Source organism: Limnospira fusiformis SAG 85.79, from assembly GCF_012516315.1.
Taxonomy (GTDB): domain Bacteria; phylum Cyanobacteriota; class Cyanobacteriia; order Cyanobacteriales; family Microcoleaceae; genus Limnospira; species Limnospira fusiformis.
Genome location: NZ_CP051185.1, coordinates 1355512 through 1373701, shown reverse-complemented (window position 1 = coordinate 1373701; position 18190 = coordinate 1355512). Strand labels below are relative to the sequence as shown.

Below are 18190 nucleotides of genomic sequence, written 5' to 3'. Positions count from 1 at the left end.
TCAGCCTCCAGTCAACTGGGTTTCCCCCCAAGTCAAGAAACCCGGTTTCCCACCAACAAGTCAACCGAGTTTCCCCCCGTAAGTCCAAGAAACCCGGTTTCTCAAAGAAACCGGGTTTCTAACCCAAATAAGCCGAGTTTCTCAGCCTCCAGTCAACCGAGTTTCCCCCAGAAGTCAAGAAACCCGGTTTCCCACCAACAAGTCAACCGAGTTTTTCCCCGAAGTCAAGAAACCCGGTTTCTCAAAGAAACCGGGTTTCTAACCCTCTCTAAATAAGCCGAGTTTCTCAGCCTCCAGTCAACCGAGTTTCCCCCAGAAGTCAAAGAAACCCGGTTTCCCACCAACAAGTCAACCGAGTTTCCCCCCGTAAGTCAAGAAACCCGGTTTCTCAAAGAAACGTTTCTAACCCTCCACAAATAAGCCGAGTTTCTCAGCCTCCAGTCAACTGGGTTTCCCCCCAGAAGTCAAGAAACCCGGTTTCCCACCAACAAGTCAACCGAGTTTCCCCCGTAAGTCAGAAACCCGGTTTCTCAAAAGAAAACCGGGTTTCTAACCAAATAAGCCGAGTTTCTCAGACTCCAGTCAACTGGGTTTCCCCCAGAAGTCAAACCCGGTTTCCACCAACAAGTCAACCGAGTTTCCCCCAGTCAAAAACCCGGTTTCTCAAAAAAGAAACCAGGTTTCTAACCCCACAAATAAGCCGAGTTTCTCAGCCTCCAGTCAACCGGGTTTCCCCCAGAGTAAGAAACCCGGTTTCCCAGTCAACCGAGTTTCCCCGTAAGTAAGAAACCCGGTTTCTCAAAAAACCGGGTTTCTAAATAAACCGAGTTAAAGAAACGGTTTCTCAAAGAAACCGGGCTTCTAACCGCCACAAATAAGCCGAGTTCTCAGCCTCCAGTCAACTGGGTTTCCCCCCAGAAGTCAAGAAACCGGTTTCCCACCAACAAGTCAACCGAGTTTCCCCCCCCCGTAAGTCAAGAAACCCGGTTTCTCAAAGAAACCGGTTTCTAACCCGCCAAATAAGCCGAGTTTCTCAGCCTCCAGTCAACTGGGTTTCCCCCCAGAAGTCAAGAAACCCGGTTTCCCACCAACAAGTCAACCGAGTTTCCCCCGAAGTCAAGAAACCCGGTTTTCTCAAAGAAACCGGTTTCTAACCCGCCACAATTAAGCCGAGTTTCTCAGCCTCCAGTCGTTTCCCCCAGAAGTCAAGAAACCCTTTCCAGTCAACCGAGTTTCCCAGAGTCAAGAAACTCAAAGAAACCGGGTTTCTGCCACAAATAAGCCGAGTTTCTCAACCAGTCAACTGAGTTTCCCCAGTAAGTCAAGAAACCCGGTTTGGTCAAAGAAACCGGGTTTCTAACCGCCACAAATAAGCCGAGCTTCCTAGCCTCCAGTCAACTGGGTTTCAGAAGTCAAGAAACCGGTTTCCCACAACAAGTCAACGAGTTCAAGTCAAGAAACCCGGTTTCTCAAAGAAACCGGGTTTCTAACCCGCCACAAATAAGCCGAGTTTCTCAGCCTCCAGTCAACTGGGTTTCCCCCCAGAAGTCAAGAAACCCGGTTTCCCACCAACAAGTCAACCGAGTTTCCCCCCGTAAGTCAAGAAACCCGGTTTCTCAAAGAAACCGGGTTTCTAACCCGCCACAAATAAGCCGAGTTTCTCAGCCTCCAGTCAACCGAGTTTCCCCCCAGAAGTCAAGAAACCCGGTTTCCCGCCAACAAGTCAACCGAGTTTCCCCCAGAAGTCAAGAAACCCGGTTTCTCAAAGAAACCGGGTTTCTAACCCGCCACAAATAAGCCGAGTTTCTCAGCCTCCAGTCAACCGAGTTTCCCCCCAGAAGTCAAGAAACCCGGTTTCCCACCAACAAGTCAACCGAGTTTCCCCCCGTAAGTCAAGAAACCCGGTTTCTCAAAGAAACCGGGTTTCTAACCCGCCACAAATAAGCCGAGTTTCTCAGCCTCCAGTCAACTGGGTTTCCCCCCCAGAAGTCAAGAAACCCGGTTTCCCGCCAACAAGTCAACCGAGTTTCCCCCCCAGAAGTCAAGAAACCCGGTTTCTCAAAGAAACCGGGTTTCTAACCCGCCACTCCCCAATTATTAATTATTAATTATTAATTATTAATTATAAAGAAACCGGGTTTCTAAGCCTATTAATTGAAAAGTTCCCCTTGGGAAGGTTTAGCGGCAAACTCACTGGCTAAACGGGTGATTTCCGGCCAGGATACTACTAGACTATTATAGGCGATCGCTTCCGATGACCATCCTTTGCGATCGCATAAATTATATAGACGATAGGCGAGGTCCCTGGCTATTTCTACCTCCGCTTTCTGTTGTCGAAGCCCAGACAGCAACTCCGCCGCCCCCGTTTCTCCCTTTTGTAGGAGTCGCTGAATTAGCCCTTGGGTGAGTTTCCAGTGGGGGAGGCGTGTATCTTTTTCCGCCGTCAATTTCTCCGGGAGTTCATCCCGTGTCAGCAACCGGACTTTCCCCGCTTTCGCCGTTAAAATTCCCGCCGTTTCTAACCCTTCTATACTGGTATTTCTCGCCTTCGACAGGGTTTCGGCTTCCCCATATAGTCCGGGGTCGAATTGGTATTGTTGAAACCATGTTAACGCCCAACGGGTATCGCTGTCAAATTCCCCTTCTTGGTCCGTCAGGTATTCATCTAGGAGTTGATTAATTAATTGTAGGGCGCTGCGGACGGTCAACTTGCTGCCATCGTTTTCTAAAACTTCGCTATACTTGCTATATATTGCCATACCCGGTCCGATACTGGCTTGGGCTAGGTCAACCGGGGCGATGTTTCCCTCTTGCAGCGTTTTTAGCGCCTGGGGGAGTTCGTTTTGCAATTCACTTAAAAATTTTCGCTTCGTCGTTGGTGCCGCATTCTCACCACGGGGACGACACACTAACACTATAGAAGAAGATAGGGCGTTTGAATTATTGGCAACCATGCGACCACTGCGTTCGCTACGCATTGGCCATGTTCCACCAATGCTAAAGTTAGCCTGCATTAACCCTTCTAACATGGTTTCCCAACCCGTAGAAGCAACCTTATCTTTAGCATCAGTTTCGGCTTGTTTAAAAGCATAATAAACGGTCACCGGATAGTTAGCATCAGCTATGCTATTGATGCGCTTAAACGCCTGCATTAATCCGGCTTCAAAAAATTGTTTAGCCTGGTTTTTTTCGCCTTTATGGCGGTAGGGGGTTGCTATCAATTCTTGAGATTTCGGCACTAACAGGGTGCTGCAAACATCAGGATAAATTAAACCCAAAGATTGACGCAGCCACACATAGAAAAAATCCGATAAATCCGCGTAGCCAATATTATCATAATAGGGCGGGTCGGTTGAGATGAGTTTTGGGGTGGTGTCGTTGGGGTGAGGGGCGGTTGCATCATGTTGGGTAACTTTTCCGAGTGAGATATTAGAGTAAGTTTCGAGGTTTTTTGAAACCCATTCAAAAGATTCATGCCATGCACAATGAAAATCAACAAGCCCATTAGCTTCTACAAAATCCCATGTCATTTGGATAGCCTGTTTTGTAAACAAATGACCTACTGTTCCTCTTGGCATCCAAGTGGCAATAGTATTCCAGTAATCTGCACATTTATCCAAAGCAAACGCCAAATAAACTGCGATCGCTTCACTATAAGCCCTCGCGCCATTACCCCCCTTATTCAAGGGAATATCATCATCAGATAATCCCACAGCCAGGGCATCTTGAAAAGCCTTATCTTTAGCTTCCCCGACCAAATCACTAAAAGTAGTTAAAGCCACCAATTGACGGGAGGTGAATAAATCGCCAAAACTTGTCATCCCATAATTAGGAGTTTTAAAATCCCGTGGATTTTTGGGTAGAATTGCATCAGGCTGCCATTTTGGTTTAGCGGAAAAAGCAATATTTTCCTGTTGTTTGGTGGGGGGTAAATAAATCCTGCCATTTTTACCTTCAGCCACAATAGCCATTAATTTAACCCCCATGCGTTTCTGACGACCTTCTGACCGCACATAATCCAATTTTACAGAAGTGCCGCAAGCCAGACAAACCGCCCCCTTGCGGTCAACCGTCCCCTCCCGTGGTTTTCCCTTCCCCGTCTTCACCACAAAATCAATTTCGGGGGGGCTAGTTTCCCCGTTAATGGCATATTCAACCCAAGTCTCCTTTCCCGTCTTTGTGGAAAGGTTAAAACTTCGCACCAAAGGCATTTGACAGCCACAAGCAGGGTTAGGACAAGTCACCGTCCGCGCCCATAACCAAGCAATAACCGTCGCCTTGTCGCCATTTTCCAAAGTCACCGGAGGATATAAATCCCCAATGCCGTTAACAGCCACCTCTCGCATCCAACTTCCATAATATCGCACATCGGCAGCCAACCCCTGTGCGCCACGCCAAGACTCTAACCCAGTCCGTTTTCTATCATCTCCATTCACCGGGGGTAAATTCGCAAACCGAGGGGGAATTTCAATCAACGCCTTATTAATTAATACCGCCACCGGGTTCAAATCACTAGCATGGGCTTCCAACCCCAACCGTTGCGCTTCCAGGGGAATAGACCCACCTCCCGCAAAAGGGTCATAGGCGGGTGGCGCATACTGGGCGATATACTCCCGGACCTCTTCCGGTTTCGTCGGTGGTTTTTCCCCCCTTCCCCACGCCAAACAGCGGGCTATCTCCCTTTGTGCGTCTTGAATAACCTGGGGGTCTTTGATATCATCCCAAGACACCAAACCCCGCACCACCTGTTTTTGTTTCCCCTTCTTATCGGTATCGACCACAATTCGGCCTAAGATATCAAAAAGGCGTTGTCTTTCCTGGGTTTGTGCTTCCAGGGTGGGGAATTTTTCCGGCCAACTACTGGGGTCATCTACCAAAGAAGCCCAAAGCACCGCCCTACAAGCCGCCAAAGGTCGCCGCGCCCACCACAAATGCAGAGTCGAGGGGTGTCCGTGACGAATAGACTTTTCCCGCGCGGACTCCATATTAATGGCTTCGAGGGGTAGGGCAACTTCGATGAGTTTTTTGCGGTAGGTCATGGGAAGCAGTGTAGACACCGACTCCCAGTATAGCTGGTCAGGCATCAATTAATAATTAATAATTAATAATTAATAATTAATAATGGATAATTAATTATTATCGCCCTCGTGGCGTTATATGGATAACCTACCCGGCTTTCCCCCCCCACAAGTCAAGAAACCGGGTTTCTCAAAGAAACCGGGTTTCTCAGCCACCACAAATAAGCCGGGTTTCTCAGCCACCACAAATAAGCCGGGTTTCTCAGCCTCCAGTCAACGGAGTTTCCCCCCACAAGTCAAGAAACCGGGTTTCTCAAAGAAACCGGGTTTCTAACCCGCCAGAAATAAGCCGGGTTTCTCAGCCACCACAAATAAGCCGGGTTTCTCAGCCTCCAGTCAACGGAGTTTCCCCCCACAAGTCAAGAAACCCGGTTTCTCAAAGAAACCGGGTTTCTCAGCCACCAGAAATAAGCCGGGTTTCTCAGCCTCCAGTCAACGGAGTTTCCCCCCACAAGTCAAGAAACCCGGTTTCTCAAAGAAACCGGGTTTCTAACCCTCCAGAAATAAGCCGGGTTTCTCAGCCTCCAGTCAACGGAGTTTCCCCCCACAAGTCAAGAAACCCGGTTTCTCAAAGAAACCGGGTTTCTCAGCCACCAGAAATAAGCCGGGTTTCTCAGCCTCCAGTCAACGGAGTTTCCCCCCAGAAGTCAAGAAACCCGGTTTCTCAAAGAAACCGGGTTTCTAACCCTCCAGAAATAAGCCGAGTTTCTCAGCCTCCAGTCAACGGAGTTTCCCCCCAGAAGTCAAGAAACCCGGTTTCTCAAAGAAACCGGGTTTCTAACCCTCCAGAAATAAGCCGAGTTTCTCAGCCTCCAGTCAACGGAGTTTCCCCCCAGAAGTCAAGAAACCCGGTTTCTCAAAGAAACCGGGTTTCTCAGCCACCACAAATAAGCCGGGTTTCTCAGCCTCCAGTCAACGGAGTTTCCCCCCAGAAGTCAAGAAACCCGGTTTCTCAAAGAAACCGGGTTTCTAACCCTCCAGAAATAAGCCGAGTTTCTCAGCCTCCAGTCAACGGAGTTTCCCCCCAGAAGTCAAGAAACCCGGTTTCTCAAAGAAACCGGGTTTCTAACCCTCCAGAAATAAGCCGAGTTTCTCAGCCTCCAGTCAACGGAGTTTCCCCCCAGAAGTCAAGAAACCCGGTTTCTCAAAGAAACCGGGTTTCTAACCCTCCAGAAATAAGCCGGGTTTCTCAGCCTCCAGTCAACGGAGTTTCCCCCCAGAAGTCAAGAAACCCGGTTTCTCAAAGAAACCGGGTTTCTAACCCTCCAGAAATAAGCCGGAGTTCTCAGCCTCCAGTCAACGGAGTTTCCCCCAGAAGTCAAGAAACCCGGTTTCTCAAAGAAACCGGGTTTCTCACCCTCCAGAAATAAGCCGGGTTTCTCAGCCTCCAGTCAACGGAGTTTCCCCCAGAAGTCAAGAAACCCGGTTTCTCAAAGAAACCGGGTTTCTAACCCTCCAGAAATAAGCCGGGTTTCTCAGCCTCCAGTCAACGGAGTTTCCCCCCAGAAGTCAAGAAACCCGGTTTCTCAAAGAAACCGGGTTTCTAACCCTCCAGAAATAAGCCGAGTTTCTCAGCCTCCAGTCAACGGAGTTTCCCCCCAGAAGTCAAGAAACCCGGTTTCTCAAAGAAACCGGGTTTCTCAGCCACCAGAAATAAGCCGGGTTTCTCAGCCTCCAGTCAACGGAGTTTCCCCCCACAAGTCAAGAAACCCGGTTTCTCAAAGAAACCGGGTTTCTCAGCCACCAGAAATAAGCCGGGTTTCTCAGCCTCCAGTCAACGGAGTTTCCCCCCACAAGTCAAGAAACCCGGTTTCTCAAAGAAACCGGGTTTCTAACCCTCCAGAAATAAGCCGAGTTTCTCAGCCTCCAGTCAACGGAGTTTCCCCCCACAAGTCAAGAAACCCGGTTTCTCAAAGAAACCGGGTTTCTCAGCCACCAGAAATAAGCCGGGTTTCTCAGCCTCCAGTCAACGGAGTTTCCCCCCACAAGTCAAGAAACCCGGTTTCTCAAAGAAACCGGGTTTCTAACCCTCCAGAAATAAGCCGGGTTTCTCAGCCTCCAGTCAACGGAGTTTCCCCCCACAAGTCAAGAAACCCGGTTTCTCAAAGAAACCGGGTTTCTCAGCCACCACAACAGTTTTCCCCAATTATTAATTATTAATTATTAATTATTAATTATTAATTATTAGGTCTCGCCAACTATAATTGATACTGTGAGCGGCAAAATCGGGTTGTTGCTGAAACGGTTGGTGGATATAGGAAATGCGATCGCCTGGAACTTCCACTAATGCTAGGATATAGCTATCAGGTCGGTTTAAGGCCGTCAAAATCTCGTTTTTAGTCACCGTCACCGTTTGCGCCCCCTCAATGCGTCCTTTCACCTCGATAAACCGCAATTTTCCCGTTTCGGGAATGACCGACTCGATATCATAACCGCACTTTTCGGCGCTAACGTCTCGCGGTTGATAGCCTAACTCCGTTTCCTTCCGCATCACCGCCTCCATTGCCGCTAATTCCACGGCTTGCCGGTTTTGGGCAAAAGTGTCGGAAATCTTCGGCGAGGGGGGTTGTAGGGCTGCCAGACGGTGGCTGGGAATGATTAAAGCTGCCCCTACCACCACGGGGGGTAAAGGTGAAAGTCGGCGCTCGTCTTCCAGTTCGCGGAGCCTTTTTTCTAGGCGGGAGGCTAACTCGTCCGCCCGTTGCTGGGCTTTGCTAGAGTTAAGTTTAGCATTGGGTTTCCCCGCTTTTTCATCCAGGCGCAAACTGACAGCCCTTTGGTCCCAATAGTTAATTTCCTTGGTGAGTCGGTCTTTGACGGCGACTAGGGTTTTATCAATGAGTTCCTGTTTGGGTTTCTGGACCTCTTCCAGGTGGGGTTGGACTAAATGGGTAATGGCGTAGGTAGTCGCCTGTTTCTCAATGTCCTCTTTTGGCGGTAAATTAGGCAGAAAAGGAGCGATCGCTTTATGTTCCTCTTCGGTGAGGGGGCGATAGTCCAAATAAGGCGCATATCCCCCATTAATAGCGGGGGAGGGAGTCGGGTCGCCGTCGGGAAACAGACTACAGGGAAGTTCCACATATTGCATTCTGCGGGAGACTAACCGCCGCTGTCCGTTGGAGTCGGTTCGCGCGTCCTGAATGCTATGTTCCAGATAAACTAAGATTCTCTCTGGCTGCGGGTTAGGACTATCATCAACCAAAATGCTCCCCTGACGCAATAGATTTCGATGACGTTCTAAAATCAGGTCTAGGGTGGCATCAAGAAGGGGATGACCAGGACAAACTAGGTCGGCTATGGGTTTCCCGGGGACGCTGACTAAATCCTTCTCAAAACAGATCCGCTCATAACTTAGTATAGGTTTACTCAGTCCTATTTGGCGATCGCGATGACGAATAACGGCGGGAACGTTGTTTATTTGATAACGTTGGGGTTCCCGGAGTCGCATGGTTCCCCCTAGGCGGGTAAAAGCCTCCTGGAAAAATAAGCCGATAAAATGGGGTTGGAGTTTCCGCGCTTGCGCCCTTTCCATGTCCTTCCGAATGGCTTGAACTTTGATGGTATCCAAGGAGTCTCTCGCGAGGGCTTTTTCTTCGATGAGTGTTTGCAAATATTCCCGGTTCAGGCGATCGCTCAATTGCTGCTGTTTGGCTTTAATATCAGGGCGATCGCCATAGCGGATAGCTTCAATGAGCAACTCCCGCAATTCTACCTGAGCGATCGCTTTTCCCAACACATCAAACACCTGACCCCCCAGGGCGTTTTGCTCAATTTCCAGTTTCCGCAACAGCGATAAATATACATCCCCCTCCCGCGTTTCCCCGGCGACCAAATTCCACAAATGACAAACTTCCGTCTGTCCGATCCGGTGAATGCGCCCAAATCTCTGCTCCAAACGATTCGGATTCCAAGGTAGGTCATAATTAACCATAAGATGGGCGCGTTGTAGGTTAATTCCTTCCCCCGCTGCGTCGGTGGCTACTAATACCTGGACGGTAACATCCTGTTTAAAGTCTTCTTCGGCTTTTTTGCGTTCATCCCGTCCCATACTTCCATGAATGGTAACTACGGCTTCAGGACGACCTAAAAGGGTTTTAATGCGATCGCGCAAATAGTTAAGGGTATCGCGATGTTCCGTAAAAATTACCAGTTTCCGCAATGCTTTCTGTCCGGGTTCATGGTCGCCATTCTGGGGGTTAGGAAAGGCAAAAATTTCGTTTTCCATAACCTTAGATAATTGTTCCCATTTGCAATCTTTCCCACTCTGGCGCACCCGTTGGGCTAACTCTTCCAATTGGCGCAAACGTTCGATTTCTGTCTGTAATTCCTGAATAGTCCGAGAAGCGGTCGCCAGGTCAACGACTTCGGTTTCGATGTTTTCCCTCTCGCTACTGGGTAAGTCTTCCAAATCATCATCAATGTCTTGTTGATCAAGGTCAAATTCCGCGTTGAGTCCTCGTTGGTTTAGTTGTTCTTCCCGCAGTCTTTTTTGGAGGCGATCGCGCCGTCGTTTCAGAGACTGATAAATAGCTTCGGGAGAGGAAGCCAGACGACGCTGGAGAATAGTTAAGGCAAAACCCACGGTTCCCCTACGTCCTTTTTGCAGGTTATCGGCGCGATTAAATTCTTCTTTCACATAGTCGGTTACTTGTTTATAAAGGATGGCTTCCAACTCCGAGAGACGATATTCCACGGTATGGGCGCGACGTTCTGGAAACAGGGGACGACCATCAAATTTTAGCAAGTTTTCTTTAATGAGGCGACGCATCAAATCAGCGGTCTCGCAGACATGGACACCATCCCGAAATTTCCCCTCAAAGCGATCGGCATCCAACAGAGCCAAAAATAGCTGAAAATCCTCTTCTTTCCCATTATGCGGCGTAGCGGTCATCAGCAAAAAATGGCGAGTCAACCCCGACAGAAGTTTCCCCAATTTATAGCGTTTAGTTTCCTTAATTTCCCCCCCAAAAAAGGAAGCCGAGAGTTTATGAGCCTCATCAACTACGACCAAATCCCAATCAGTTTGGGCGAGTTTAGCCTGTAACTTAGGATTACGGCTAAGTTTATCTAATTGAGCAACCAGTAGGGGAATTTCCGTAAAAGCGTTCCCACTGCGGGCAGCTTCAAGGCGATCGTTTGTCAAAATTTCAAAAGGTAGGTGAAACTTCTGAGACAATTCATCTTGCCACTGTATCGCCAAACTCCCCGGACAGACAATCAAACACTTTTGTAAATCCCCTCTAATCAACAATTCCCGAATCAATAATCCCGCCATAATAGTTTTACCCGCCCCGGGGTCATCAGCCAACAGAAACCGCAAAGGTTGACGGTTCAGCATTTGGTTATAAACGGCATCAATTTGGTGTGGGAGAGGTTCCACCAAAGAAGTATGAACAGCCAGCCGAGGGTCAAACAAATGAGCCAGGCGAATGCGGTGAGCTTCGGAAACCAATCTAAATATAGCACCATCTCCGTTAAAACTCCAGGGCTGTCCATCCCTAACAATTTCTAATCTATCTTGGTCACTGCGAAATAGTAGTTCATTACCAGGTTTCCCCCGACTATCTTTATAGGTCAATTCAATCGCATCATCACCATACCAAGCAGCATCAATAACGGTAACATTTTCATTAGGCAAAATCCCTTTAATAATTGTACCACGAGTTATATCTTCTAGTCTAATCATATCCCTTTTTTACTCTGTGAAAAAATCTATTTGGTTCCGAGCCATTGAGATTCATTGACAATTCTCATCATCTGAGATATACTGTATATTGTAGGCTCTGGGACTGTCCTATGGCTCCTTTGTGAGTTAAGACCCCAGCGCATAGAAGATATAACTAGAACCCAGCCCTAATGCTAATGGGCTTTGTTCCCCCATAACTGCAAGGCTTCTGAGTACCGAAAGGGAAAAGAGCCTTTGCAGTTTTTCGCGCGGTTGTTACACCGGATAGAAAAGCGATCGCCTTTATAAATTATAGAAGTAGGGTGCGTCAGAGGGATAACCTATCGGGTTAACCGCAAATTTCATTCCTTTGACGCACCGCCCCTATCGTGGTCAAGAAACCCGGTTTCTTTGAGAAACCGGGTTTCTAAGCAAACCGTGGGGTGAGAGAATTAACAGCAGAACCCGGAGGGCGGGTTTATTAATATCCTGGTGGGGTGAGAGAATTAACAGCAGAACCCGGAGGGCGGGTTTATTAATATCCTGGTGGGGTGAGAGAATTAACAGCAGAACCCGGAGGGCGGGTTTATTAATATCCTGGTGGGGTGAGAGAATTAACAGCAGAACCCGGAGGGCGGGTTTATTAATATCCTGGTGGGGTGAGAGAATTAACAGCAGAACCCGCCCCTACCATTATTAATTATTAATTATTAATTATTAATTATTGGTCAAGAAACCCGGTTTCTTTGAGAAACCGGGTTTCTAAGCAAACCGTGGGGTGAGAGAATTAACAGCAGAACCCGGAGGGCGGGTTTATTAATATCCTGGTGGGGTCCGAGAATTGACAACAGAACCCGGAGGGCGGGTTTATTAATATCCTGGTGGGGTGAGAGAATTAACAGCAGAACCCGGAGGGCGGGTTTATTAATATCCTGGTGGGGTGAGAGAATTAACAGCAGAACCCGCCCCTACCATTATTAATTATTAATTATTAATTATTAATTATTGGTCAAGAAACCGGGTTTCTAAGCAAACCGTGGGGTGAGAGAATTAACAGCAGAACCCGGAGGGCGGGTTTATTAATATCCTGGTGGGGTCCGAGAATTGACAACAGAACCCGGAGGGCGGGTTTATTAATATCCTGGTGGGGTGAGAGAATTAACAGCAGAACCCGGAGGGCGGGTTTATTAATATCCTGGTGGGGTGAGAGAATTAACAGCAGAACCCGCCCCTACCATTATTAATTATTAATTATTAATTATTAATTATTGGTCAAGAAACCGGGTTTCTAAGCAAACCGTGGGGTGAGAGAATTAACAGCAGAACCCGGAGGGCGGGTTTATTAATATCCTGGTGGGGTCCGAGAATTGACAACAGAACCCGCCCCTACCATTATTAATTATTAATTATTAATTATTAATTATTGGTCAAGAAACCGGGTTTCTAAGCAAACCGTGGGGTGAGAGAATTAACAGCAGAACCCGGAGGGCGGGTTTATTAATATCCTGGTGGGGTCCGAGAATTGACAACAGAACCCGCCCCTACCATTATTAATTATTAATTATTAATTATTAATTATTGGTCAAGAAACCCGGTTTCTTTGAGAAACCGGGTTTCTAAGCAAACCGTGGGGTGAGAGAATTAACAGCAGAACCCGGAGGGCGGGTTTATTAATATCCTGGTGGGGTGAGAGAATTAACAGCAGAACCCGCCCCTACAATTATTAATTATTAATTATTAATTATTAATTATTTATGTTGTATGATGGAAGTACAGAGTTTACAAAAGTTCACAATATGACCGCAACCCAACCGTCTGTTACTGTCCGTAGTTGTTTGGAACCTCTCGATTGGACCTGGAAAAGTCACCAAATCCGCTATACAGTCCAGGGAACAGGCCAACCCCTGATTTTAGTCCATGGGTTTGGGGCTTCTATTGGTCATTGGCGACAAAATATCCCCGTTTTAGCCGCTGGAGGATATCGGGTCTTTGCCTTAGATTTATTGGGTTTTGGGGCTTCTGGGAAACCAGCCGTTGATTATAGTTTGGACCTATGGGAAGAATTGCTGCGGGATTTCTGGAGTGAACAAGTGGGAGAACCTGCTGTTTTTGTCGGTAACTCCATTGGGGCGCTGCTGAGTTTAATGATGGCGGTAAATTACCCGGATATTTGCCGGGGGGCAGTCCTGTTAAACTGCGCGGGAGGCTTGAATCATCGCCCGGAAGAGTTGAATTTTCCCCTACGGGTGGTCATGGGAACATTTACTAAGCTAGTCGCTTCCCCGGCTATTGGGCCGTTTGTGTTTAACCAAGTCCGCCAAAAACACCGCATCCGCAACACCCTCCGCCAAGTCTACGGAAACCGAGACGCAATCACAGATGAGTTGGTGGATTTACTCTATCAACCCTCTAATGATGTGGGCGCACAACAGGTTTTTGCTTCCATTTTAACCGCCCCGGCTGGCCCTCGCCCTTCGGAACTTTTGCCGAAATTACAGCGTCCTTTATTAGTAATCTGGGGGGAAAATGACCCCTGGACTCCGATTAAGGGTGCTGATATTTATCGGGATTTAGCGACAACTGGTGCATCGGTTGAGTTTGTTTCTATTCCCGAAACTGGCCACTGTCCCCACGATGAACGGCCAACTGTGGTTAATCCTCTGATTCTTAATTGGTTGGACAACCTGGGTGGGTCGCTTTAGGGTCAGAATTTATCGAAGGTGGGGACTGACCCCCCCTATTCGCTGCTGAATGGGTCTAAGCAAACATCCATTGCTAACGGTGTGGGGAACTATAAAAATTACCTATTTGGCAAGGGTTTTGGGCATTCATCAAAATTTTTTTTGATAAAAGTGTTGACAAAACTATGGGGGTTGGCTAGAGTTACAATCGTGTGAGGAGCGAACCAGTTGGGACACCGAGACGAAACACGGCCAGTCGTCGGTGTCCTTTCTGAAAAAAGAATAGTAATGTCTGCTAAATATGCTTCATTCTTATGTGGTGTGTGAGTGAAATGGGGCGATCGCTTTAATGGTCGCTCCCATAATCTCCGCTTTTAATTAAGAGTGCCATATATGGGCTTTGTCTGATGAAATTTTGATTGCAGATATGTGTCTGGCTGCTTAGATTTGAGTAAAAAGGATATAGAATTGTGGTTGTGATGGTAAACTGCCATGTGAGAGTTGGTATTTGCACCTAGTAAATATTCGGGTGAAATTGTGAGCGGTAGTTGAATGTCTGAGTATTTTGCGACGGTGGCTCATGGGTTGGAATCGGTGGCGGCTAATGAGTTGGAAAGTTTGGGCGCGAGACAGGTAAAGCCGGACTTTGCGGGGGTGAGTTTTAGTGGCGATCGCCACTTGCTTTATAAGGTGAATCTATGGTCGAGAACTATTTTTAGGGTTTTGGTTCCCATAGCGAAATTTCCCTGTCCGAATGGCGATCGCCTTTATAAGGAAGTCCAGAAAATAGACTGGGAAGAATATATTAAACCCCATCAGACTTTATCGGTTCACTGTACGGGTAAAAATAGACAGTTAAATCATACCCATTTTACGGCTTTACAGGTGAAAAATGCGATCGTTGACCAACAGCGAGACAAGTTTAGTCAGCGGTCAACGGTGGATATTTTGGATGCTGATCTACACATAAATCTGCATATTAACGGTAATCATGGCATCCTCAGCCTAGATAGTTCTGGTCCTAGTCTACATCGGCGGGGATATCGTCCGGCGGTGGGAAAAGCACCCCTTAAAGAAAGTCTGGCCGCGGGGTTATTGGACTTAGCACAATGGCAAGGCGATCGCCCGTTTTTAGACCCTTTGTGCGGTTCTGGTACTCTCCCCCTAGAAGCGACTTTAAAAGCCCTCAACGTCGCGCCAGGGCTATTTCGTGAAACATTTGCTTTGATGAAGTGGTCGGATTTTGATGAGTCTCTGTGGAAGCAGTTGGTCCGGGAGGCCCAAGCTAGTTGTCGGGAAGATTTGAAGATCTCTATCGGGGGATGCGATCGCGATTCAGAAGCGATCGCCCAAGCCAATTATAATGCCAAAAAGTGCGGCGTAGATAGTCATATTAGCTTATGGGAGGCATACCTATCAGAGGTGGAACCCACCGGGGATAATGGTTTAATTGTCTGCAACCCTCCCTATGGGGAACGTTTAGGAAATGTGGAGGAGTTGGGAGACTTATATCAGCAACTTGGGGATATTCTCAAACAACGCTTTAAGGGGTGGACGGCGTTTATCTTTACCGGAAACAAAGCCCTATCAAAGCGCATTGGATTAAGAACTTCCCAACGTATACCCCTATACAATGGGGCCCTACCCTGCACTTTACTCAAGTATGAGTTATACTAACAGCCCCCAAAGGTCAAGAAACCCGGTTTCTCAACACGGTGGGGCGAGTTTATTCATTAAGTCGTGGGGATGGAGAATTGACAACAGAACCCGCCCCTACCATTATTAATTAATTATCGCCGGGTTTCTCCCCCAAAGGTCAAGAAACCCGGTTTCTCAAAGAAACCCGGTTTCTCAACACGGTGGGGCGAGTTTATTCATTAAGTCGTGGGGATGGAGAATTGACAACAGAACCCGCCCCTACCATTATTAATTATTAATTGACTGGAATTTCAATGATAAATTCTGCTTTAACTTTGAGAAGAATGGGATGATTTAATATATCTCCCTGTTGTTCTACCACCAGTTCAATGGTACGGACTTGATCAATACCACCGGGAGCAGTTCCCCCACTCAGAGTTTGCAGAACTCCTATTTTTATAGGTTCTCCTGGGTTAATGGTAACGCAAGCGATCGCATCTGTGCATTCAAAAGGTGTCTCCTGAGTACAACCACTCAGTCAGGTAGCCACGGAAAGGGAAAGTGACAGTAAAGGTAGTTTAAACTTCAACATAATGGGAAATAGTTGAGAGTTGATTGTTTACAGTCGATGAATTACAAGGGGATACCTAATTAATTATCTTCATTGTAACTCCTAGATATGAAACTATGGGGAAATTCTTTTTTTAAGGCAGCTAAAACCGGACATGGTCTTTGTTTATCCTGGTTTTCTGGTCTGCGCCAATAAGAAGGGGCCCGTTGGGCGGCGGACATCCATAACAGCCGTTTGGCTCTAGTCATGGCTACATAAAGTAAGCGATATTCCTCAGCAGTTTTTAGGTATTTTGCCTGTTCCCAAGCCGTGGTTATATCCGGTAATTGCTGGGAATTATGGAGGTTAGCGCGAATTTGGGCGCGAGCGACTTCCGATAGGGTAAAATCCCCTAAAAATCTGATTTGGGGATTAACTCGCAGGTTGCCGGGGATAATTTTTTCATGTAAAAATGGCAGAAATACATAATCCCAGTCTAGTCCTTTGGCTTTGTGCATGGTGATAATTGTTACCTGACCGGGACGGGTAAAAATACTATCATCTGAATTTTCTTCCTCTTCTATGGTCTCAAATCTTTCGGAACTAACCATTTCATCCAAAGCCGTTAACATTGCCGATAAGGATTGATTTCCTGCGGTCTTATGAGAAATTTTAGTGGCGAGTTTATCGGCGCTGGCGAGTTCGCTTTTTTCGTATTGTAAAGCGAGGGCGAGAAATGCAATTAATTCATAAGCGGGAAGTTCGACACGGGCTTTAATTAGGTTACAGCAAAGTTGACGACAGCGGCTGACTGTTTCTGGCTGAGGAGGTGAGAGAGGACTGGGATATAAAAATTGTTCTGGCTGTGCTGCTAGTATGTTAAAATCTTGGTTGGGAATACGATGGCGATCGCTTAATACTTTGAGAGCAGCCTTCAAATATTCGGGAGAATGGGGACGGTGTATAAATTGCAGTAAGTGCAACATTTCCCTAGGAATATGAGACTGACGAGTGCTTTCATAAGCATCAAATATGGTAATTGGATAATCACTAAAGTTAACCTCTAGGTCATATTCTTGGGGTTGACGCAGTGCATTAGCGATAAATTCTCCTTGGCGATGTTCTCGGACTAAAATTGCAAAACTTCCCTCCTTGTGTTGCTGAAAAATGGATATAATTCGCTTAACAATGAGGTTAACTGTATCATAAATATTTTCCGGCTCATATATTTCTAATCCTTTTCCTGTGGGATTAGGGTTGGCGTTTTCTTGTGGGTCATCCGGGTCAACCGGGCGAATTTCCTGTTCTCTAAACGGAAGTTCATTTGGCTGAGAAACTTTATGATTTACCCACTTTAATACAAAGTTAGCCGCTGCAATAATAATCTGATTACTACGTCCCGCCCTATCCATGGTGGCTAACCTTTCCAAGGCTTCGCAGTTTTCACAAAATTGACGAAAATACACCGGGTCGGCGGGGGTAAATGTTGAGTTAATCGCTTGATTTGGGTCTCCCACTCGCACTAAGTTTAAGTTATCCAAATCTGAGTTATTACTACTATCCTGGGCTAAAATTTCTATGAGTTTATTTTGCAATGGTGTCGAGTCTTGGGCTTCGTCCTCAAACACCGCAAAAACTCGCTGTTGCCAACGGAGACGGATTGGGGGATTTTCCAAGACTCGCAACGCCCCTAAAATCATTTCCTCATAATCCAAAAATGGCTGCTTTTGTAACAGTTGTTGATAGTTATAATATAACCCAGCCGCTATGTTCATGATTTCGTAATCGTCCGGGATTTTTTGCCCTAAACTTCGCAACTGGTCGGGAGTTAAACCAGAGCTTTTGGCTTCCTGAATAACTTTCCAGGCTAACTCTGGTAAAACTTCGGTACGCAAAACCGATCGCCGCCGCAATTTTTCGGTTTCTTCCGAGTCAAATTGACATCCCTCGATTAGGGTTTCGTACAGGCGGGGATTATGGGTTATCCACTGTTCCACACAGGCGCGGATTAGGCGGTGGCTGGAAGTGGGAACTACTAAGGTGAAGTTGTCTAGGTCTAAGCCTGATAATTCCGGGTGACTGGTCGCAATGTATAGCGCTAGTCCGTGGAGGGTATTCACCACGAAGCCGACGGGGGGAATGGATAGGTTGTTCAGGTGTTGGCGAATTTTGGCGCGGATATTACTGGCGGCGGCGCGGGTGAAGGTGACAACGATTAATTGGCGTTGGGGGTTGAGTTGATGACGGGCGATCGCTAAAGCTGCCGCCGCGGCCATTCCCGTCGATTTTCCCGCACCAGGAACCGCCGAAACCGCCAAGGGTCCCCCTTTCCATTTACCCATCGCATCCTGTCCCGGACGTAGGCTAGACTCTATGCTATCAAGGGCTTTTTGTCTTTCTCGCCTGCTGATTTCTGCTGTCTCCGAGTCGAGGTTATAGCTTGAGTCCCACAGGTTCCACCCGCTATCAGGGGACGGGTTTAATTGGTCTTCGGTATCTTTAGTCACAGACCGCGCCCATTTTATCGTATGATTTCCAGTTTAGCAGATTTGGGGATTTTTAGCAAGTGATTGGCTAA

6 protein-coding genes are annotated in these 18190 nt (G+C 47.3%); 3 read left to right on the top strand and 3 right to left on the bottom strand.

Going from position 1 to position 18190, the window contains the following annotated elements; translation table 11 throughout:
• Window positions 1–1335: 1335 nt before the first annotated feature.
• Window positions 1336–1797, top strand: coding sequence for a hypothetical protein (locus tag HFV01_RS06610; protein ID WP_193520926.1), 462 nt, complete (start codon window positions 1336–1338; stop codon window positions 1795–1797).
• Window positions 1798–2150: 353 nt separating this feature from the next.
• On the opposite strand, the gene HFV01_RS06605 is transcribed toward HFV01_RS06610, so the two are convergent.
• On the bottom strand, window positions 2151–5039 hold the full coding sequence (locus tag HFV01_RS06605; protein ID WP_193521265.1) for a DUF1156 domain-containing protein: 2889 nt from the start codon (window positions 5037–5039) through the stop codon (window positions 2151–2153).
• Between the two features lie 2209 nt (window positions 5040–7248).
• Window positions 7249–10764, bottom strand: coding sequence for a helicase-related protein (locus tag HFV01_RS06600; protein ID WP_193520925.1), 3516 nt, complete (start codon window positions 10762–10764; stop codon window positions 7249–7251).
• A 1775-nt stretch (window positions 10765–12539) separates the two neighbouring features.
• Between HFV01_RS06600 and HFV01_RS06595 the strand changes: the two genes are divergently transcribed.
• Both HFV01_RS06595 and HFV01_RS06590 read left to right on the top strand, forming a co-directional pair.
• Window positions 12540–13445: an alpha/beta fold hydrolase gene (locus tag HFV01_RS06595; protein ID WP_046321873.1), complete on the top strand. Its 906-nt coding sequence runs from the start codon at window positions 12540–12542 to the stop codon at window positions 13443–13445.
• 531 nt (window positions 13446–13976) lie between these two features.
• Entirely contained in the window at window positions 13977–15101 is a 1125-nt protein-coding gene (locus HFV01_RS06590) for a THUMP domain-containing class I SAM-dependent RNA methyltransferase (protein WP_006624313.1), read from the top strand.
• 612 nt (window positions 15102–15713) lie between these two features.
• On the opposite strand, the gene HFV01_RS06585 is transcribed toward HFV01_RS06590, so the two are convergent.
• Window positions 15714–18119 (bottom strand): ATP-dependent helicase, encoded by a 2406-nt coding sequence (locus HFV01_RS06585; RefSeq protein WP_046321869.1) that lies wholly within the window; start codon window positions 18117–18119, stop codon window positions 15714–15716.
• Window positions 18120–18190: the final 71 nt, after the last annotated feature.